17 protein-coding genes are annotated in these 20620 nt (G+C 71.7%); 11 read left to right on the top strand and 6 right to left on the bottom strand.

Annotated features, from left to right (window positions below; genetic code table 11):
* Nucleotides 1-77 precede the first annotated feature (77 nt).
* On the bottom strand, nt 78-1169 hold the full coding sequence (locus WME76_RS18770; RefSeq protein ID WP_437961458.1) for a hypothetical protein: 1092 nt from the start codon (nt 1167-1169) through the stop codon (nt 78-80).
* A 30-nt stretch (nt 1170-1199) separates the two neighbouring features.
* Complete coding sequence (locus WME76_RS18765; protein WP_437961457.1) at nt 1200-4442, bottom strand: TonB-dependent receptor; 3243 nt, start codon at nt 4440-4442, stop codon at nt 1200-1202.
* A 269-nt stretch (nt 4443-4711) separates the two neighbouring features.
* Here WME76_RS18765 and WME76_RS18760 point away from each other — a divergent pair, with 269 nt between their 5' ends.
* The 8 genes from WME76_RS18760 to bioB all read left to right on the top strand — a co-directional run bounded on the left by WME76_RS18760 (nt 4712) and on the right by bioB (nt 12083).
* On the top strand, nt 4712-5491 hold the full coding sequence (locus WME76_RS18760) for a TonB family protein (RefSeq protein ID WP_437961456.1): 780 nt from the start codon (nt 4712-4714) through the stop codon (nt 5489-5491).
* Nucleotides 5492-5660: 169 nt separating this feature from the next.
* Nucleotides 5661-6377: a MotA/TolQ/ExbB proton channel family protein gene (locus WME76_RS18755; RefSeq protein ID WP_437961455.1), complete on the top strand. Its 717-nt coding sequence runs from the start codon at nt 5661-5663 to the stop codon at nt 6375-6377.
* Nucleotides 6378-6669: 292 nt separating this feature from the next.
* A complete protein-coding gene (locus WME76_RS18750; protein ID WP_061616370.1) occupies nt 6670-7086 on the top strand; it encodes an ExbD/TolR family protein in 417 nt (138 codons plus the stop codon).
* A gap of 5 nt (nt 7087-7091) precedes the next feature.
* Complete coding sequence (locus WME76_RS18745; protein WP_433937506.1) at nt 7092-7544, top strand: ExbD/TolR family protein; 453 nt, start codon at nt 7092-7094, stop codon at nt 7542-7544.
* A gap of 150 nt (nt 7545-7694) precedes the next feature.
* The gene (gene thiC / locus WME76_RS18740) at nt 7695-9080 is read left to right on the top strand and encodes a phosphomethylpyrimidine synthase ThiC (RefSeq protein WP_081426894.1); all 1386 of its coding nucleotides are present in this window, start codon (nt 7695-7697) and stop codon (nt 9078-9080) included.
* Between the two features lie 47 nt (nt 9081-9127).
* Nucleotides 9128-9775, top strand: coding sequence for a thiamine biosynthesis protein (locus WME76_RS18735; protein ID WP_437961454.1), 648 nt, complete (start codon nt 9128-9130; stop codon nt 9773-9775).
* A gap of 111 nt (nt 9776-9886) precedes the next feature.
* Nucleotides 9887-10939, top strand: a complete 1053-nt coding sequence (locus WME76_RS18730; RefSeq protein WP_437961453.1) for a type IV pilus twitching motility protein PilT — start codon at nt 9887-9889, stop codon at nt 10937-10939.
* Between the two features lie 94 nt (nt 10940-11033).
* On the top strand, nt 11034-12083 hold the full coding sequence (gene bioB / locus WME76_RS18725) for a biotin synthase BioB (protein WP_437961452.1): 1050 nt from the start codon (nt 11034-11036) through the stop codon (nt 12081-12083).
* On the opposite strand, the gene WME76_RS18720 is transcribed toward bioB, so the two are convergent.
* The 4 genes from WME76_RS18720 to WME76_RS18705 form a co-directional block, all read right to left on the bottom strand.
* Nucleotides 12025-13782 carry a mechanosensitive ion channel family protein gene (locus WME76_RS18720; RefSeq protein WP_437961451.1) on the bottom strand — a complete coding sequence of 586 codons (1758 nt, stop codon included), beginning with the start codon at nt 13780-13782 and terminating at the stop codon, nt 12025-12027. The genes bioB and WME76_RS18720 overlap by 59 nt on opposite strands.
* A gap of 104 nt (nt 13783-13886) precedes the next feature.
* Nucleotides 13887-15095 carry an HRDC domain-containing protein gene (locus WME76_RS18715; RefSeq protein WP_437962127.1) on the bottom strand — a complete coding sequence of 403 codons (1209 nt, stop codon included), beginning with the start codon at nt 15093-15095 and terminating at the stop codon, nt 13887-13889.
* Complete coding sequence (locus tag WME76_RS18710; RefSeq protein ID WP_437961450.1) at nt 15092-16057, bottom strand: matrixin family metalloprotease; 966 nt, start codon at nt 16055-16057, stop codon at nt 15092-15094. Before WME76_RS18710 ends, WME76_RS18715 begins: the two co-directional genes overlap by 4 nt.
* Nucleotides 16044-16718, bottom strand: a complete 675-nt coding sequence (locus WME76_RS18705) for a hypothetical protein (RefSeq protein WP_437961449.1) — start codon at nt 16716-16718, stop codon at nt 16044-16046. Before WME76_RS18705 ends, WME76_RS18710 begins: the two co-directional genes overlap by 14 nt.
* 125 nt (nt 16719-16843) lie before the next feature.
* Here WME76_RS18705 and WME76_RS18700 point away from each other — a divergent pair, with 125 nt between their 5' ends.
* From WME76_RS18700 to WME76_RS18690, 3 genes are all read left to right on the top strand, one after another.
* Nucleotides 16844-17626 (top strand): thiazole synthase, encoded by a 783-nt coding sequence (locus WME76_RS18700; RefSeq protein WP_437961448.1) that lies wholly within the window; start codon nt 16844-16846, stop codon nt 17624-17626.
* Between the two features lie 340 nt (nt 17627-17966).
* Nucleotides 17967-19223 (top strand): glycosyltransferase, encoded by a 1257-nt coding sequence (locus tag WME76_RS18695; RefSeq protein ID WP_437961447.1) that lies wholly within the window; start codon nt 17967-17969, stop codon nt 19221-19223.
* A gap of 73 nt (nt 19224-19296) precedes the next feature.
* The gene (locus WME76_RS18690; RefSeq protein ID WP_437961446.1) at nt 19297-20571 is read left to right on the top strand and encodes a glycosyltransferase family 4 protein; all 1275 of its coding nucleotides are present in this window, start codon (nt 19297-19299) and stop codon (nt 20569-20571) included.
* Nucleotides 20572-20620: the final 49 nt, after the last annotated feature.

Below are 20620 nucleotides of genomic sequence, written 5' to 3'. Positions count from 1 at the left end.
CGCGGGCAGCGCGGCCGATCGTGGGAGAGCGCCTACCCCGGGCGCAGCGCGCCGCGCCCGGGAGGCCGTGGGGTCGACTACTTGAAGGCGGGGATCTTGTCCGAGTCGAGCACGCACACGAGCATCTTGGGATCGCACTTCACCTTGAGATCCGCGGAGATGCCGGATGCGTACGGCAGGAAGTAAGGCGGCTCCGGGTCCGGGATGTTGTCGCAGAGCTTGTCATCGGGGACATCGACGGATTCGGTCACCGGTTCTCCGGTCTCCTCATCCACCACCGGCTCTCCGGTCTCGGGGTCCAGCACCGGCTCCTCGACGGTAAGCCCGCAGTGCACCTCGGGCCAGAGCCCGACGACCTTGTACTTCGCGGTGCAGGTGCCCTCGGTGTACGTGAGGTCGGCCTGGAACATGTTTCCGAGGTTCGCGGCCGTCACGTACACTTCCAGGTTGCTCCACTCGTACCTGAGGGAGCGCCCGTCGGCAGGCTCGCCGCCGCCGCCCTCGCCCCCAGCGCCGCCACCGGCTCCGCCCGCGCCGCCGGCCTCGCCGCCCGCGCCGCCTTCGCCGCCGCCGGCTCCGCCAGCGCCGCCAGCGCCGCCGGCTCCACCCGCGCCGCCTTCGCCGCCGCCCGCGCCGCCAGCGCCGCCGCCGGCTCCGCCAGCGCCGCCGGCCTCGCCGCCGCCACCGTCGCCGCCGCCGGCTCCACCTGCGCCGCCGGCCTCGCCGCCGCCGCCGCCTTCGCCTTCGGGCGGGGGCGGGACGAGCAGCACCTCGGCCGGCGACAGCGTCGGGACCCTGCAGATGTTGCTGTCGTCCGGCTCGATCGATTCGAGCGCCCCGATCGCATACGTCTTCCGATCAGGGCTCTCCTCGATCGTCTCGCCGCCGGCCGTCCACGCCGCGCGATCCGTCTGGAGCGCGATGAGCTTCGTGTTCCTGTCGGGATAGCCTCCCGCGTTCGGGTTGTACACCTGCAGCCCCACCGTCGCCCCTTCCACCTGGCCGCAGGGGCTATCGGCGTCTCCCTCTTGCAGGAAGAACTTCGTGGCGAACGGGTAGACGGCGGCGTTGCCGACGGTGCATTCGGGCTTGGGTTGCGAGCAGCCGGGCGACGTGGCCGCCGCGACCGCGGCGAGCCCCGCCAACCAACCAAGCAATCGGATCTTCATCGCTTGTTTCCTTTCGCGAGCGCGCCGCGCCTAGAACGTGACCCGCGCGCCGAAGCGGAACTGCCGGGGCGGCTGGTACCTCGTCGGCTTGCCGAAGTTCGGGTTCTTGAAGCCTTCCCGGTCGAAGGCCTCGCCGTCGAGCGTCTTCAGGCAGGTCGCGCCGTCCGGCCCCTCGAGGTCCGAGACCTCCTTGTCGCGGCACCCGCGCACGTCCACGTACTGCTGGGTGTATCGCTGATCCACCTGGGTGTACGCCTGGAAGTTGAAGAGGTTGAAGACGTCCATCGTGACGGTGAGATAGCTGTCCTTCGAGAGCTTCACCGAGTAGCCGAGGCGGCCGTCGACGTTGTGGACCCACGGCAGCCGCTCGCCGGAGCCGCGGGGCAGGATGAAGGCCTCGTCCGAGCCGTAGAGGGGGTGCGCGCCCCAGAAGTCCGTGGGGCCGCCGGAGCGGGAACGGTAGGTGAGGCCGGCGTCGAGGATCATGTCGTTCCGGATCGGGAACGACTTCGCCCCGTAGACCTTGAACTCGTGCCGGCTGTCGCCGGGCAGGTAGCCCTCGCGGTTGTCGAGCAGCGAGGTCAGATCGAACTCCGAGGTGATGTTCGGGTCGAGCTGGTCGGTCTCCGGGCGGAAGAGGCCCGCGTAGTTGCCGCGCAGGAACGAGAGCGTGTAGCTCACCTGGGCGAGCCACAGATCGGCGAACGTCTTCTGGAAGTAGAGCGTCACCGCGTCGTAGTTGCGCTCCGCCTCGGGGAAGTCCTTGGCGATGCCCTTGCCGGGATTGCCGATGAAGTACGTGCTCCCCTCATCGCGGCTCATGTCCTCGATGACGTTGCTCATCCAGCGCTTCGTGTACAGCGCGCCGATGCGCCCGTTCTCGATGACCTCGTACTCGCCGCCGAGCACGATCTCATCCGAGGACTGCGGGCTGATGTCCGGATCCACCGGCGTCTTGCCGGTGCCGGTCGGCGTCCAGACCGTGTTCGGATCGTAGGTCGCAGGCCCGCCTTGCCCTTCTTCCTGCGCGATCTGGGTGCCCTCGATCCGGTTCTCGTCGCTCTGGCACTGGCCCGGCCCGTCGCCCATCGCGTCCTCGACGTCGGTCGGGTCGCACCCGGTCGCGTCGCCGTTGAGCGCCGCCCTGTGGAACGCCCGGATCTGTCGCTCGTCGCCGAAGGCACGATCGACCAGGTCGAGCGGCACGCTCTCGTAGTAGCGCGCGTAGTTCGCGAAGATCTTGGACTTGCCCTGCTGCGTGATGTCGTAGACGGCGCCGATGCGCGGCGACCACTGGTTCGGCAGCGCCATGCCGAGCTTGCCGTTGTCGTCGAACAGGTACTGGGCGTCGTAGCGGACGCCCACGTTCACCGTCACCTTGTCGAGGATGCTCCAGCTATCCTGGACGAAGGCGCCGAACGTCGTCGACACCGACGACACCGAGGTGATGGGCTGGAGGACGTAGTCGCCGACCTCGGGGCCCGTCAGGAAGCCGAGCTGCCGGGCGTCCTCCCAGTACAGGCCGCTCGGGCTCTCCCGGTAGGAGACCAGCCCCGGGTACGCCTTCTCGTGGTCGTACATCATGACCTCGCCGTCGATCCCGCCCTTGACGACGTGATGGCCGAGGCCCTCGAAGATGCTCGTCACCATCGCCTTGAGCTGCAGGCGATCCTGCGTCGCGTCCTCGACGAAGTTGGGGCCGCCCTCCCAGTACTGGCGCACCTGGCACGGGACGCGGTGGACCATGATGGGCTCGCCGTCGCCGTTGAAGCGCAGGTTCCCGTCCTCGTCGCGAGCCTGCACGTCGCTCTGGCGGCACATCGCCATCGCCTCGGGCGAGATCGCCTCGAACTCCTCGATCGAGTGCCGCGGCGCGCCCTTCGCCCAGGACACGAAAGGCACGCCCGCGAGGCCGTTGCGCGTTCCAATCTCGGAGTCGTCCGGCGGCAGCCGCGCGTTGCGCTGGTGGTGCCAGCCGAGCGTCGCGTCGAGCAGCAGGGTCTTGTTGTTGAACGCCGACGACCACTTCAGCGCGACGTCGGTCGACGACGACACGAACTTGAGCGCGAGCGCGTTGTACCTGCCGATGAGGTTCGAGACATCCATGACGCCGGCCTGCGGGTCGTACGAGTACGTGCCATTGCCGCCGGAGGTGGACGGCGCGCCGTAGACCGACAGCGCGAGGCTGTGGTCCGGGCTGACCTGGTAGGTCAGCTTGCCGAGGTACTGGATCGTCCGCTCCTCACCGCGGAAGTAGCGCGTCGAGCCCGGGAGGGGATCGGCGAGGTTGAACCCTGTGGCCGGGTCCCTCTCGGGCGTCGGGTTGTCGCCCACGTACCGCGTCGCGAACAGGGTGCGCTCGCGCTCCAGGCTCGAGAACGCGAGGTCGAGGCCGCCGTAGAACCAGAGCTTGTCCTTCAGGACGGGGCCGCCGACCTCGAAGCCGTAGTCGCGGATGGCGAGGATGCGGTCGTCGGTCTGGATGGTCTCGCCCTGGCGCCGCACCTTCGTGCCCTCGGCCTCGAGGAAGCCGGGGACGACGTTGAAGAAGACAGAGCCGTGGAACTCGTTGCCGCCGCTCTTGGTCACGACGTCGAGCACGCCGCCGGTCGCGCGGCCGAACTCGGGCATGTACCCGCCGCTCACCACGTTGACCTCTTTGATGAACTCCATCGTGAGCGGCGTGCCGACGATCCCGTACGCGGGATCATTCACGGATAGTCCGTCGATCACGTACTGATTCTCAGGCGACGACGTACCCGCGATCGACGTGCCGAACTCATCGCTCTTCGCGCCGGGGGTGACCGCCGCGATCGACTCGAACGAGCGCGACGCCGTGCCCTTTCCGCCGGGCGGCGCCACGGCGATGCGCCGCGTGAAGTCCTGTGAAATATTCTGTCCGATGGTGCTCGACCCGACGTCGACCGTCGGCGCGCGGCCGACGACGATGATCTCCTCCGCCTTGAGCGCCTCGGGGAGGAGCTCGGCGTTGACGCGGATGGTCGTCCCGCTGCGGATCGCGATCCCGCCGCGGCTGTACGGCTTATACGATTCCTTCTCCAGGCGCAGTGTGTAGTCGCCCGGCGGCAGGTTCGGGATACGGTACTGGCCGGAGCCGTCGGTCACGACGAGCTGCTCTCCTTGCAGCGCCGGCGATGTCGCCGTCACGACCACATCGGCCACCGGCGCCTTGCTCGCGGCGTCGGTCACCCGCCCGACGAGAACGCTGTTGCCCGTCTGCGCGAGCGCCGGGACCGCGGTCAACAATGTCATGGCGAGCAGCAGCGTCGCCGCCCACAGCCTCAACGGCGCACGTAGTAAGCGCGCTCCGTGTTTCATCCTCTTTTCGAGAAACTTCACGGAATTCCCTCCAGAAGTGTAGGGCCCTCGAGTCCCTTGTCACCCTAGACAGGAATCGCGCGAGACAATAGACTTTTTTGTAGTACTTGCTCGCTTGTACACTCCGGGTAGGCGTCGCGCGCTTCCATACGGCGCGGGCCCACCTCGTCGATCGGCTCGAGTTCTAGGAGTTACGACCCCTCATGTTCGACTCGGTACTAGGTCGTGCCACCGCCACCCAGGGGCGTCTCGGGACGGGCGCAGTGCTCTCCATCGTCGCGCACACGGCGATCGCGGGCGCCCTGCTCTGGCAGGCCACGCGCCCTCAGGCCGAGAAGCCGAAGGACGTGGAGGTCACCTTCTTCGCCGCGCCGCCGCCCCCGCCACCGCCACCGCCGCCGCCTCCTCCTGCCGGCGGCGCGAAGCGACAGCCGAAGGTGGAGCAGCGCATCGAGCAGCCGAAGCCTGTCAAGACCCCTGACACCATCTACGACATGCCGGAGAAGCCCAAGGCCAAGGCGCCTGAGCCGGAGCCGGCCAAGGAGGAGGCGCCGGAGCAGCCTGGCGGCGTCGAGGGGGGCCAGGAGGGCGGAGTTGAAGGAGGGACGGTCGGCGGGACGGTCGGCGGCACGCTCGGAGGCACGCTCGGAGGCCAGCTCGGCGGTCAGCTCGGCAGCACGGCGCCACCGCAAAACGTGGTTCTGCCGTTCGGCGCCGGGATGACCCGGCCATCGATGGTCTCGGGGCGAGACCCGCAGTACACGCGCGAGGCGCTGGCCGCGCGCGTGGAGGGGCTCGCGATTGTCAAGTGCGTCATCAAGATCGACGGCGCGCTGACCAATTGCCGGATGGTCAAATCGTTACCCCACATGGATCGGGCGATCCTCGATGCCCTCTCGGCGCGCCGGTACACGCCGGTGATGTACCAGGGGCGCCCGGTCTCGGTGGACTACGTGTTCAACATCCGGCTCAAGCTCCCTTGACCGCCGGGCGCGCGGGTGTTGTTGAACGGGAGGGGCGCGTAGTAGAGAAGGGAACGGGGTAGGTCCGCTCTGCGGTATTGTCGAGTTCGCTGCGGCGTCGAGGGGCGCTGTTTCAGCATAGCTAAAAACATCACGACACCATGGAGCGCCAGGAGGCGCGAGCGAGACGATGCAATTCACGTTGATTGAGCTCTGGGGCCACATGGGCCTCTTCGCGAAGCTGATTGTGTTCGCGCTGGCCCTCATGTCGGTCTCCTCCTTGATCGTCTTCGGCGAGCGCCTCGTCGTGTCGCTCAAGTCGCGCGCCGCCTCCCGCGAGTTCGCGCAGAAGGTGGGCCCGCTGCTCGCCCGGGGCGACTTCGAGGACGCCCAGACGGCCGCCAGGCCCAAGGGCGAGATCGGCTACCTCGGGCGGGTGATCGGCGCGGGGCTCGCGGCGTACGCGTCGAGCGCCCCCGGGCGGCTCCCGGCGCACGGGCACGAGCGCGACGGCGTGTTCGAGTCGGTCTCGCGGGCGCTCGAGCGGCAGGCGCAGCGCGAGGTGCTCAGCCTGAAGCGCGGCTACGGCCTGCTCGCCACGGTCGGCTCGACGGCGCCGTTCGTCGGCCTCCTCGGGACGGTCATGGGCATCGTGACGGCCTTCCAGCAGATGGCCGCGTCCGGCTCAGGCGGCCTCGGCACCGTCTCGGCGGGTATCGCGGAGGCGCTCATCACAACCGCCTTCGGCCTGCTCGTCGCGATCCCGGCCGTCATGGGCTACAACTACCTGCAGGGCTGGGTCGACGCCCGGGCGATCGACATCTCGGAGTCGTCGAACGAGTTCCTCGATATCGTGGCGAAGCGGCTCGACGGCCGCCTCGCGCCAGCCTCGGAAGAGGCCGCTTGATCTGGCCCGCGCGAGGCCGCCTGACCCGGTCTCGAGAGAGGCTGCTTGTCCCGGCCTCGGGAGAGGCCGCTATCGCCCCGGCCTCGGGAGAGGTCGTGGTTGCCCCGGCCTCGGGAGAGGCCGTCGTTGCCCCGGTCTCGGGAGAGGCCGTCGTTGCCCCGGCCTCGGGCGAGGCCGTCGTTGACAGAGCGCCCGCGCCCAGCGGCGCCTGGCTGGTCGCGGTGCGCGGCGCGCGTCGCCGCGCGCCCCAGCGAGGCGCGGCGGCGCGCTCAGCCGGAAGCGAGCGTTCCTAATGGGGATGGCTGTCGGCCCGCAGAAGGGCCCCAAGAGCGAGATCAACGTCACGCCGCTCGTCGACGTCGTCCTCGTCCTGCTCATCATCTTCATGGTCGTCACGCCGATGCTCCAGCGCGGCAAGGACGTGAAGCTGCCGCAGGCCGCGAAGGTGGACGAGGAGAAGAAGGAAGTGGACCCGCTGATCCTCTCCGTCACGCTGGAGAAGACGGTGTGGGTCGAGAACGACCAGTATGACGACGCCGGGCTCTCCGAGCGCCTCTCGCGCGAGTTCGCCGCGCAGCCGGGGCGCAAGGTGCTGGTCAAGGGCGACCAGCGCCTCTCGTTCGGCGACGTCCGCAAGGTGATGGAGACGGCGCGCAAGGCGGGCGCGAAGAGCGTCTCGCTGGCGGTCGAAGAGCTGAAGGGGAGATAGCGGCGATGAGCGCGCGCGCGAAGAAGAAGTTCGTCGTCAAGCCGGCGGTGCCGCTGAACTCCGACATCAACGTGACGCCGCTCGTCGACGTCGTGCTGGTGCTCCTCATCATCTTCATGGTCGTGACGCCGCTGCTCGAGAAGGACATCGGCGTCCGCGTCCCGGACACCGAGCAGGTCAAGGAGGACACCCCGCCGCCGCCCGATCAGCTCGTCGTCCGGGTGAACGCGCAGGGCGAGATCCAGCTCAACGACGAGAAGGTCGAGCGCGCCGATCTCGCGGGCAAGCTCCGGCCGATCCTCGAGCGCCAGAGCCGGCCGCAGGACAGGATCGTCTTCATCGTGGCCGACGACGGCGCCGTCTACGGCACGGTCGTGGAGGTGCTCGACAGCGCGAAGGCGGCCGGCGCGCACACGCTCGGCATGATGACCGAGCTCCCCGAGGCGCCGCCGCCCTGAGCGCGGCGCGGCCGCCGCGCGCGCCTCGCCGGCGGCCCTCTTCAGCGGTCCTCTTCAGCGGCTCAGCGCGTGCGGCGGCGCGCGACGCGAGGCTTGCGTCGCGCGCGGCCGCGACCTAAACCGCCCACCTCGAAAGCGAGGTCGTCGATGTTGCGGACCGAATGGGTGAGTAAGCGCGCCGGGAGCCCGAACCAGAGCCAGATGCACTTCGCGAGGAAGGGCGTCATCACGGAGGAGATGGAGTACGTCGCCCGCCGTGAGAAGCTCGCGCCCGAGCTCATCCGAAGCGAGGTCGCGCGCGGCCGGATGATCATCCCCGCCAACAAGAACCACCTGAACCTGGAGCCGATGTGCATCGGCATCGCGTCGCTCTGCAAGGTGAACGCGAACATCGGCAACAGCCAGACGACGAGCGACGTGAGCGGCGAGCTCGAGAAGCTGCGCTACGCCATCAAGTACGGCGCCGACACGGTGATGGACCTGTCGACCGGCGGCGACATCGACGGCATCCGCCGCGCGATCATCGCGGATTCGCCGGTGCCGATCGGGACGGTGCCGATCTACCAGGCGCTCGAGGCGTGCAAGGGCACGGACAAGATGACGGCCGCTGACCTCATCGACATGCTCGAGCACCAGGCGAAGCAGGGCGTCGATTACTTCACGATCCACGCGGGCGTGCTGCTCGAGCACCTGCCGCTCGTGAAGGGCCGGCTCACGGGCATCGTGTCGCGCGGCGGCTCGATCATGGCGCAGTGGATGATCGAGCACCACAAGCAGAACCCGTTCTACACGCACTGGGACAAGGTGCTCGAGGTCTGCGCCAAGTACGACGTCACGATCTCGGCGGGCGACGGCCTCCGCCCCGGCTGCCTCCACGACGCGAGCGACGCGGCCCAGTTCGCCGAGCTGAAGACGCTGGGCGAGCTCACGAAGCGCGCGTGGGAGAAGGACGTGCAGGTGATGATCGAGGGCCCCGGGCACGTCCCGTTCGATCAGATCGCGATGAACGTGCAGAAGGAGATGGAGCTCTGCCACGAGGCGCCGTTCTACGTGCTCGGCCCGCTCGTCACCGATTTCGCGCCCGGCTACGACCACATCACGAGCTGCATCGGCGCGACGATGGCCGGCTTCGCGGGCGCCGCGATGCTCTGCTACGTGACGCCGAAGGAGCACCTCGGCCTGCCGAACCCCGAGGACGTGAAGCAGGGCCTCATCGCCTACAAGATCGCCGCCCACGCCGCGGACGTCGCGCGCAAGCGCCCGGGCGCGCGCGATCGCGACGACGCGCTGAGCCGCGCCCGCTACGCGTTCGACTGGAAGCAGCAGTTCGCGCTCTCGCTCGATCCGGAGACGGCCCAGGCGATGCACGACGAGACGCTCCCGCAGGAGTATTTCAAGACCTCGGAGTTCTGCTCGATGTGCGGGCCGAAGTTCTGCTCGATGCACATCAACCGCGTGGTCGACGAGTACAACGCGCGGACCGAGACCGAGAACGCGCCCACCAAGCGCTCGCTCGCGCTCATCGATCAGCCATGAACACGGGGCAACCGTGAATGCAGGGCAGCCGTGAACGCGGGGCAGCCGTGAAGCCGACGCGCCTCGCCCTGCTCGCGCTCCTCGCGGTCGCCTTCGCCGCCCCGGTCGCGTGCCGCCGCGACAGCGCCACCTCCGCCTCGTCCTCGCCCCCGTCGTCGGCGGCTGCCCCGCCCTCCGCCTCCGCGGCGCCGCGCCCTCCGAGCCCTCGCCTGACCGATCCGCGCTGGCTTCGCGCCGCCGGCGACGACCCGCTGGAGCACGCGCGGCTGGCGGAGGCCGAGGGCGCATCCGGGCTCCTGGCCGCCCTGGAGGACGGCGGCGACATCGCGCTCGCCGCCCTGCGCGCCCTGCCGTACGCCGACGACGCCGACCTGGCGCTCGGGCCGCTCGCCGAGCGCGCCCGCGCGGCGCCGTCCCCGTCGCTCCCGCCGCTGCTCGACGCGCTCCTCGGGGTCGCCGGGCGCCCCCCGCGTCCGCGCGAGCCGCTCGACCCGGACGGGGCGCGCGCCGCGGCGGCCATCCTCCTCGAGCTGTCGGGCAGGCGCGACCTCCCTGCCGAGCAGCGCGCGGTCGCGATCTCGGCGGCGCGCGCGCTCGCGGAGAAGGGGCTCGTCGATCCGGCCCGGGTCCCCGCCGATCTGGATCCGCCGCTCTCCGGCGCAGGCGCCGGCGGCGGCCAGGCGCCGCGGCCGTGACGCCCGTCGTGGCCGTCGAGGGCGCGCGGCCGTCCTGCGCGGCGCCCGGGCTTCGTCGTCGCGCCGCCGCGCTTTGGGCCCCTTGGGGTTCATTTTGGTAACTTGCCCCCCGTGACGACGCCGTACACCTCCGAGGCCTTCCTCCACCAGCTCCTCGGCAAGGCGCTTGCCGCCCACGCCAGCGACATCCACCTCAAGGTCGGTCAGCCGCCGGGCGCGCGGGTGCGCGGCGACATGGTCTACTTCCGGGTCGACCGGATCCGCCCGGAGGACAGCGAGGCTGCGGCGCGGGTGCTGCTCGCCGGGCGTCCGTCGCGCGAGCTGCTCGCCACGCTGCAGGAGCTCGACACCTCGTATGTCGTCCCGGGTCTCGGCCGGTTCCGGGTCAACATCTACCGCCAGCGCGGCTCGCTCGCGATCATCCTGCGCAGCATCCCGCTCAAGATCCCCACCTTCGACGAGCTCGGCGTCCCCTCGGCGGTGCGGGCGATGGTCGAGCACGACCACGGCCTCTTCGTGGTCGCCGGGACGGCGGGCAGCGGCAAGAGCACGACGCTCGCCGCGTTCATCGGGCAGATCAACGCGACCTTGCCGCGCCACATCGTCACGCTCGAGGATCCGATCGAGCACGTGCACGAGGACAACCGCTCCAGCGTGAGCCAGCGTGAGATCGGCGTCGACACAGCGGATTTCCCGACCGCGCTGCGCTCGGCGCTGCGGCAGGACCCGGACGTCGTGCTCCTCAGCTCGCTCCGCGACGGCGAGTCGCTCGATCTCGCGCTGCACGCCGCGGAGACCGGGCACCTCGTGCTCGCGGCCGTGCACACGCCCGACGTCGCGCGCACCCTCGGCCGGCTCGTCGCGCTGGGCCGGAGCCCCAGCGAGGCGCGCGACCGGCTGGCCGACTGCCTCCAGGGCGTGGTCGCGCAGCGCCTGCTCCCTCGCCGCGACGGCGCGGGGGAGATCCTCGCCTGCGAGGTGCTCGTCGCGACGGCCGCGGTGCGCGAGGCGATCCGCCGCCCGGAGGGGAGCCCGTCGCTGCGCGAGCTGATGGAGAAGGGGGTGACTCCCTATGGAATGCAGACGTTCGAGGCCCACTTGCGGCAGCTCGTCGGCCAGGGGGCGATTGCCAAGGAGACGGCCAAGGCGGTGACGGCGCTGTAGCGGCCCAGGCCTGGAGCCCCCTCGGGGCGGAGGACGGACCCGGTCGCGCGGCTTGCTTGCGGCGGCGCCCCAAGCCTGGGTATGGAGCGAGCCCATGCTCGACGGGATCGAACGCGAAGCGACGGACGACAAGGGTGGACGCAGCGAGCCGAACGGCCGCGCGCCGGCGGCGGGCGCGGTCCGCCACGACTGGACCGTCGAGCAGGCGGTCGCCCTGCACGATCTACCGCTCTTCGAGCTGATCGACCGCGCGCGCTCGCTCCACCGCGCGTTCCACGGCGAGCACGAGGTGCAGCTCTGCACCCTCCTCAGCGTCAAGACGGGCGGCTGCCCCGAGGACTGCGCCTACTGCCCGCAGTCGAGCCACTACGAGACGGAGGTCGGGCCGGAGCGCATGCTCGACGTCCCCGCCGTCCTCGCCGCCGCCGAGCGCGCCCGCGACGGCGGCTCGACGCGGTTCTGCATGGGCGCCGCCTGGCGCGAGGTGAAGGACGGCCCGGCCTTCGAGCGCGTCCTCGACATGGTGCGCGGCGTGAAGTCGCTCGGCCTCGAGGCGTGCTGCACCCTCGGCATGCTCACCGACGACCAGGCGCGCCGCCTCAAGGAGGCCGGCCTCGACGCGTACAACCACAACCTCGACACGTCGCGTAAGGCCTACAAATCCATCATCTCCACGCGCACATACGACGAGCGGCTCGTCACCCTGCGCAACGTCCGGCGGGCGGGCATCACCGTCTGCTCGGGCGGGATCATCGGCATGGGCGAGTCGATCGCCGATCGCTGCGAGATGCTCGTCGAGCTCGCGCGCCTCGACCCCCACCCGGAGAGCGTGCCGATCAACGCCCTCGTGCGCTCGCCCGGCACGCCGCTCGAGAGCCTGCCGCCGGTGGATCCGATCGAGTTCGTCCGGATGATCGCGATCGCCCGGCTCATGATGCCGCGCGCGATGGTGCGCCTGTCCGCCGGCCGGACGGAGCTGTCGCGCGAGGCGCAGCTCCTCTGCATGTACGCGGGGGCGAACTCGATCTTCTACGGAGACAGGCTGCTCACCACGCCGAACCCGGGCCCGGACGAGGACCGCGCGCTCATCGAGAAGGCGGGGCTGCAGCCGATGGCGCCTGCCGCGGCGCCTCCCGCCCGCTAGCCGCCTTCCCGTCGGCCGGCGTGTCGAGCAGCGCGCGCTCCCCCCCGCGCGTCGCGACGTGCACCGTCCGCGTCGGGTACGCGAGCCTCGTCCCGGCCGCGCCGATGATCTCCAGGAAGGTGATCAGGATCTCCTGGCGCATCGTCCTGAACTCCCCGAAGTCGGTGGTCTGGAACCAGGCCATGATCTCGACGTCGAACGACGCGGGCCCGATGCCGATGAAGCGCACGACGACGTCGTCGGGCCAGATGTGCGGGTGCGCCCGCAGCGCGCGCTCGCACCCCTCGAGCACGGCGCGGAGCTGCGCGGGGGTCGTCTCGTACACGAGGCCCAGCACGCACGAGAGGCGCATCCTGTCGCGCGCCGTGTACGACTCGATCTGGAGGTCGGCCAGCTTGCCGTTCGGGATCGTGACCAGCGTCCGGTCGAGCGTGCGGATCCGCGTCGAGCGGAGCCCGATCGTCTCGACCGTGCCGAGCAGCGCGTCGACCTTCACGAAGTCGCCGACCTGGAGCGCCCGGTCGACGCCGATCGAGACCGAGCCGAAGAGGTTCTCCACCGTCTTCTGCGCGGCCAGGGCGAGCGCGACGCCGCCGATGCCGAGGCCGGCGATGAGGCTCGCCACCGGGTAGCCGAGCTCCGACAGCACGGCGATCACGCCGATGATCAGGATCGCGACCTTCGCGATCTTCCCCATGAGCGGCACGAGCGATCGCGCCGCGGGGTTGTCGCGCGTCGCCGGCGCGGCGAGCAGGCGGTCGCTCACGGCGTCGATCGCGCGGAGCGCGAACCAGAAGACGGCGATGAAGAGGCCGGCGCGCACCACCTTGTCGAGGAACTCCTCGGCCGGCACGTAGAGCCCGAGCCAGGGGAGCGAGGCCTCGACGCCGACGAGCGCCAGCGCGAACGTGAGCGGGCCGCGCGCGCCCCCGAGGAGCACGTCGTCGAGCGTGGAGTCCGTCCGCGCGACGAGGCGGCGGAGCGCGGCGCGGATGAAATAGCTCAGCATCATGCCGACGAGCCAGCCGGCGAGCGCGAGGACCGGCAGGGCGAGCCACTGCCACCACAGCAGCTCGCGCGGGCCAGGGCGCAGCAGCGCCGGCGGCAGGTGATCGCGGATCCAGCGGTCCTCGAGCCGCGCGTACCAGTCGTTGACGCGCTCCACCGTGGCGCGCGAGAAGATCCACCGCACCCCGTCGGGCGTCGTGCGCCGCACGAGCCGCACCGGCTGGGTCCCCGTGCGGGTCGGGATCTTGCCGAGCTGCTCCACCCCGGCGCCGAGGTTGTCCTGCGCGTCCCCCAGCGGGAGCGGCGAGAGCGACTCCACGTCGAGCCAGAGGTGCCGATCGAGCACCGCCTTGAGCCGCTGCGCGAGCTCCGCGCCGTTCGCGTTCGGCGGCAGGTCGAGGTACCGCGCGGCCTCGGCGTACTCGCCCGCGCGAGAGAGATCGAAGAACTGGCGCATCGACGCGCGCGGCGAGTCGGGGGCGACCGGGTTCGCCTCGGGATCCGCGCCGTCCTCGGCGCTCACCGCGGCGGGCGCCGCGGGGGCCGGGGGAGGGGCCAGCTCTCCCGCGCGCGCGCCCAGGAGGACGCACCCGGAGACGAGCGCGAACGCGAGCGCAGCGCGGAGCCACCACATCACCGGTGGCCAGAAACGGCGCCGCTTCGGCGCGTCAGGGGGATCGGTCCAGCGCATGGGCCCCTGCTATTCCACCGGGCGGCGCCCCTGTCGACCGGGCGGCGCGGCGCGAACGGCGCGGCGCGCGACGCCGTTCGCGCGGTGCGAACGTCCGCTCGCGGCTACGTCGCTGTGCCGGGCGGCTCGCTCGAGGGCGGCGCGCTCACGAGCGCCGCGAGCGCGCCGCCGTAGCGCGCGAGCCGGCGCGCGCCGAGCCCCGGGATGCGCGCGATCGCGGCGGCGGCGGCGTCGCCGCCGCTGCCCGCCGCGAGCGCGATCTCCACGAGATCCTGCGCGCAGTGCCCCGGCAGCACGACCTGCTCGTCCACCTTCCGCGCCTTCGCCTCGGCCCTGCGCCACCCGGTGATCCGCGTCTCCATCGCGCGGCGCGCGGCGAGCTCCCTGCGCGGCGGGCGGACCTGCAGGAAGAGGGCGCGCTCCTCCTCCGGCACGTCGCCGTCGCTGCGCCCCTGCTCGACGGCGCGGAGCCACGCCGCGACGCACGCCGCCGCCCGGCCCGCGGCGGCCCCGCGCACGGCGCGGACGTCGTCGGCCCGGGCCGGCCTCCGCTGCGCGAGCTCGAGGAGCACCTCGCTGCCGACGATCTTGAAGGCCGGCAGGTCGGCCTCCTCGGCGGCCGCGTCGCGCGCCGCCACGAGGCGCCGCAGGATCGCCCGGCCCTCCGGGTCGAGCGCCTGCGCCCCCTTGATGCGCGCGTAGGCGGGCCGCGGATCGCGCGGCGGGCCGAGCGCGGTCGCGAGCTTGTAGGCGCACTCCTCGGCGATCTCGTCCTCGATCCCGATCGCCCGTCCGCGCTCCGCGAGCCGCGCGTCGAGCGCGAGCAGGTGGAGCACGTCGTCGGCCAGGTAGCGCAGCTCGGCGCTCGCGAGCGGCCTGCGCCCCCAGTCGTGCTGCTGGAGCTGCTTGTCGATCGTCACGCCGAGCTCCGACGCGAGCAGCGCGGCGAGCCCCGTGGCCGCGCACCCCAGCATGCGCGCGGCGACCGAGGTGTCGCGCGCCCCGGCGAGCGGCGCCCCTGCCTCGGCGAGCATGCGCGCGTCGAAGGTGAGGTCGTGCAGCACCTTGGGCGGCCCCGCGGCCCCGAGCAGCGGCGCGAGCGGCGCGACGGGCGCGCGGAGCGCGTCCACGACCGCGACCGCGATGCCGTCCCCCTCGCGGAAGGCGAGCTGGATCGTGCAGAGCCGGGGGCGGTAGGCGAACAGCCCGTTGGCCTCGACGTCGACCGCGAGCGCCTCCGCGCGCGCGGCGCGCTCGACCAGCCGGGCGAGGTCGTCGTCGCGCTCGACGAGGGCGAGGGGGGCCTGGCTCAGCGGGGCCGCCTCTCCCGGCCCGGGCGCGCCGCCGCGCCGCGCCGCGCCCGCGCGGCCGCGCCGACCAGCGCGAGCGCGGCGAGGGCGATCCCGCCGCCCCGGCTGCTCCGGGACGGGGCCGCGGCGCAGCCGCCGTCCTCATCCCGGGCGGGCTGATCGACCGCGCACAGCTCCGAGAAGCCGTGGCGCGGCGTGGGATCGCACTCCTCGATCGGCTCCCCGGGCGGGTACACCGCGCAGATCCCGTCGCGGTCGTCCTGGTCGAGGTCGCGCAGCATGGTCGTCTCCGGCCGGTAGTCGGCGAACATGGTCGCGGAGCCGTCGGTCGAGTGCGAGAGCCCGAGGAAGTGGCCGGCCTCGTGGGTCGCGATGCTCAGCAGGTCGAACGACACCTCCTCGTCGCCGAACGAGAGCGCCACGTCCGACGAGTTGATCTCCATGTCGGCGTCGTAGATGTCGCCGGTCTTGAGGTTGTAGGTGACCGTCGTGAGCGCGAGGGTGTTCCCGCCCCCCGCATACGGCCAGTCGCCGTCCCGGAACGTGATGATGTTCGCGTTCCCCTTGTTCTGGTTGTACTCGTGCGCGTCGCACGCGATCGGGCCCAGGTAGATGACCTCCATGCGCGGGGTCTGCCCGTCGCCGCAGTCGGCCTGCGTCCACGCCGCGAACGCCTTCTCGAAGATCGCCTCGGTCTCGGCGAGCGAGACCTGGATCGAGGCGTCCTCCTGGATGGAGTAGCTGACGCACGGCGACGGCCAGGCGAGCGGGATGCCGCAGTCGTTCGGCTGGGCCGGCGTGCAGACGGCGGCCGTCGACTTGGTCTCGGGACAGACGCTGGTGCGGCAGTAGGCGAGGGCGGGTGAGGGGAGGGCGAGCGTCGCGGCGGCGATGGCGCCGCAGGCCGCGAGGACGGCGGCGGCGCGGGCGCTCCGCATGGCGAGCGCCGGGTTATTTCTGGGCATGGCTCGCCTTCCAGGCGCGGCTCACGGCGTCGCACGCCGCGTCGAGCGTCGCGCCCACGAGCTGCTCGCGCGCCGAGATCGCGGGGCCCGTCCGGGGCAGGACGGTCCCGCCGTCGGGGCTCGCCGCGAGCCGCCGCACGGCGATCCGCGGCGCGCCGGCCACCCTCGCCGTCTCCTCGCCCTGGACGACGGGGTAGTGGCCCTGGGCCATCCCGGAGACCACCATCGCAGAGCCCGCCCTGGAGACGAAGATCATCGCCTGGGCGCCGATCCTGAGCTGCGCGTCGCCCGACACCTGCTGTCCGACGTCCCCGACAACGCCCCCGAGCGTCCTCACCCAGACCTCGCCGTCGGGCTGCCCGGCCACGGGGCGGTCGATCGACAGGCGGGTATAGGTGACGATCCTCCTCGATCCGCCGAGCTCTTCCCACTGGCTGCGCTGCTCGGTCGCGGTGGCGACGACGACGAACGCGGCGCGCGAGACGAGCTCTTCCAGCGAGAGCTGGACGGAGACGGCCGCCTGCGCCGCGCGCGGGCCGGACACGGACAGGAGCGCGCCGGGGCTCACCCCGTCTGCCAGGGCGGAGCCGACGGTCGGCGTGAGGGTCAGCGCGGGTGGCAGCGCGAGGAGGAGGGCTATGCAAGAAGCTCTGGGAGACATGGTCCTGGAAGATACCATGCTGAAGCGCGCGGCGCGCCCGAAGCGCAGGACATGGTCGATGTCCTGGACCCTGTGTCCCGGTCCGACTAGCAGATCGTCTGGGTCGAGACCCCGAGGAGCCTGCGATGACGAGCGATGCGTTGACGATCGGCAGACACACGTTCACTTCCCGCCTGTTCGTCGGGACGGGCAAGTACAAGGACCTGGATGAGACCCGTCGCGCGCTCGAGGCGTCCGGCGCGGAGGTGGTCACGGTGGCCCTCCGCCGGATCAACCTCAAGGAGCGGGGCGAGGGGTCGATGATGTCGCTGCTCCAGCAGGGGCGCGTCACGATCCTGCCCAACACGGCGGGCTGCTACACGGTCGAGGACGCGGTCCGCACCTGCCGGCTGGCGCGCGAGCTCGGGCTGTCCGATCTCGTGAAGCTCGAAGTCATCGGCGACGAACGCACGTTGTTCCCGGACAACGAGGCGACGCTGGAGGCGGCGCGGATCCTGGTGAAGGAGGGCTTTACCGTGCTCCCTTACTGCATGGACGACCCGATCGTGTGCCGGAAGCTGGAGGACATCGGGTGCGCCGCCGTGATGCCGCTGGCCGCGCCGATCGGCAGCGGGCTCGGCATCCGGAACCCGTACAATCTCATGATCATCCGGGAGACCGCGAAGGTCCCGGTCATCGTGGACGCTGGCGTCGGGACGGCGAGCGACGCCGCGGTGGCCATGGAGCTCGGGTGTGATGGGGTGTTGATGAACACGGCCATCGCCGGGGCGCGCGACCCGATCCTGATGGCGCAGGCGATGAGGGACGCCGTGAGGGCCGGGCGGATGGCGTTCCTCGCCGGACGGATGCCGAAGAAGCTCTATGCGACGGCGTCGTCGCCGGAGCAGGGCAAGATCGCCGCGCTGTAGCGTCCGCCGTGGCGCGCGCGTCGCGCTCGCCCCGAGCGGGAAGGGCGCGGCGGCGCGACGATGACGCCGACAGAGGACGGCCCCGTGTCCTGCACACAGGCGTGGCGCTGTGGGAGGACGACATTCATCGTCGTCGTCGTCGTCGTCGTCGTCGTCGTCGTCGCCGTCGAGCGCGCGCCGACGTGGGAAGTCAAACGAACGGCGCGCCGGCGTCATGGTACGCTCACCTGCCTGAGTCAAAATGACACGGAACGCTCATCGCACCGGTCGACACCTCCGTCGTGGCGCGTCATGCGCTCTGGCAGCGATCGCGGCGACCTGACGGTCCGCTCAGGAGAATATGAGCAAGCCCAACGTCTGCATGGTCGTGAACAACCTCGAGGTCGGCGGGCTCGAGAAGGTGGTGCTGAGCCTCCTCGACCGGCTCGGCGATCACGGGTTCGACCTCTCGCTGATCTGCCTCGACGGGGAGGGCCGGCTCTTCTCGGAGGTGAAGCTCCCCCGCTCGAAGTGCCTGGTGATCACCAAGGATCTCCGGCCGGTGCTGCCCGGGGTGAAGAGCGACCCCGAGGCGCTGCTCTGGATCCGGCGCTTCTTTCACCAGCGAGCGGTGGATATCGTCCACGTCCACAACCGCGCTCCGCTCATCTTCGCCGGCATCGCCGCGCGCCTGCTGCGGAATCGGCCGGTGGTCCTCTACTCGGAGCACAACCAGATCAACCGGGCGAAGGGCTTCGATCGGCGCAAGTTCGGCTATTACGCGTACCTCGCCGACGAGATGGTCGCGGTCTCGCACGACCTCAAGCGCATCCTCGTCGACGACGTGAAGGTCCGCGCGCCGGTCCGCGTCATCCACAACGGCATCGACGGGACGCGCTTCACCCGCGCCCTGAACAGCGGCGCGCGGGGGCGCATCCGCGCGGAGCTCGGCATCGGCGAGCAGGATTTCGTGTTCGGGTGCGCGGTGGTGCACATCGAGCAGAAGGGGCTCCGCTACCTGATCGAGGCGGCGCCCGAGGTGCTGCGGCGCGCGCCCGAGGCGCGCTTCGTCGTCGCGGGCGACGGCGCCCTCCGGGCGGAGCTCCAGCAGCGCGCGCAGGCCGCGGGGCTCGGCGACAGGATGATCTTCCCCGGCTATCGCTCGGACGTCCCCGAGCTCGTCTCGGCGTTCGACGCCTACGTGCTCCCGTCGCTCTGGGAGGGGCTGCCGCTCGCGCTGCTCGAGGCGCTCGCGCTCGGCAAGCCGATCGTGGCGAGCCGGGTCGGCGGCGTCCCCGAGATCGTGGAGCACGGGGTGGACGGGTTCCTCGTCCCGTCGAAGGACCCGGGCGCGCTGGCCGAGCACCTCGCGCGCGTCGCGCGCGACGGGGAGCTCCGCGAGCGCGCGCGCACGCGGAGCCCGGCGAAGTTCGCCGAGCAGTTCAGCCTGGAGGCGATGGTCGACGCGCACGTGCGGCTCTTCGACGAGCTCATCGCCCGGCGGCGCGGGGGTGAGGTGCAGCCGAGGCCACGCGCGCAGGCGGCCCCCGCGGAGGCCGAGCCCGCGCGCCCTCCAGCGAGCGCGCCGGCCGCGCCGGCCGTCGCGGAGCGAGCGTGACAGCGAGGAACTTGCGGGCTGATGCGCTGACGGGCTGACGGGTCGAGTCAGACAGGAGGAGCTCTTGCGGCGGATGCGTGTACTGCTTATCACAAAGATTTTCCCGAACGCGGCGCACCCTGACGAGGCGCCGTACAATCGCCGGCAGTTCGCCGCGCTGTCGCGTTACTGCGATGTCCGGGTGCTCGCGACGATCCCGTGGTTCCCCGGCATGGGTCGGCTCTCGAAGTGGCCTGTCGGCTCCAGCGCCCCGCGCGAGGAGGTCATCGACGGGCTCCCGGTGCGGCACCCGCGCTACCTCTACGTGCCGCGCGTCGCGCCGGCCCTGAACGGCCCGCTCTATGCGGCGTCGATGCTCCCTGAGCTCGTCGGGCGCGGCCCGTCGCCTGACGTGATCGTCGGGGCGTTCGCCTACCCGGACGGCTTCGCGGCGGTCTGCCTCGGGCGGCTGCTCGGGGTGCCGGCGGTGATCAAGGTCCACGGCTCGGACATCGACGTGATCCCGCGCGACCGGCGGCTGCGTCGCCCGCTGAGCTGGGGGCTCACGCGCGCGGCCCGGGTGGTCGCGGTGAGCCGCAAGCTCGCGGACGGCGTCGCGGCGCTCGGCGTGCCGCGCGATCGCGTCGACGTGGTCATGAACGGCGTCGACGCGGCGCTGTTCCGGCCGCGGAGCCGCGCCGAGGCGCGCGCGGCGCTCGGCCGGTCGCCGGGCTCGAAGCTGCTCCTCTTCGTCGGCATGCTGGGCCGCGACAAGGGGGTGCTCGATCTGGTCGAGGCGTTCCAGCGGCTCGCGCGCGTGCACCCGGACCTCGAGCTCACGCTCGTGGGCAGCGGCGCCGAGGAGCAGGCGTGCCGGGCGGCCGCGGCCCGGCTGGGCGGCAGGCTGACGGTGACCGGCTACCTGCCGCACGAGCAGGTGTCGCAGTGGCTCGGCGCGTGCGACGCGCTCGTGCTGCCGAGCCTGCACGAGGGGACGCCCAACGTCGTGCTGGAGGCGCTCGCCTCGGGGCGCCGCGTGGTGGCGACGAGCGTCGGCGGCATCCCCGACATCCTGCACAGCACCGAGCTCGGCGAGCTCATCCCCCCTGGCGACAAGGACGCGCTGGCGGACGCGCTGCTGCGCGCCGCGCGGCACGAGTACGACCCGGCGCGGGTCGCGGAGCTCGCCGGCGGGCGCGACTGGGACGACAGCGCGCGCGCCCTCCACGACACGCTGCTGCGGGTCGTCGGCGACACGCGCCGGCAGGGCGCGGACGGGCAGGCGGTCGGCGACGCGCTCTTCAGCGCCCCGCCCCCGAAGGGCGGCCGCGAGAACGGCGCTGCCCGGACGGGCGTCACGCTGGGCTAGCCGCGCCCCCGGCGCCCGCGGGCGCGGCGTCCTCTTGACGCTCGCGCCG

The sequence above is a fragment of the Sorangium sp. So ce119 genome, assembly GCF_051524405.1.
Classification (GTDB): Bacteria; Myxococcota_A; Polyangia; order Polyangiales; family Polyangiaceae; genus Sorangium; species Sorangium cellulosum_G.
Note: the sequence above shows the minus strand (reverse complement) of the source record. Positions and strands in the feature narration are given on the sequence as shown.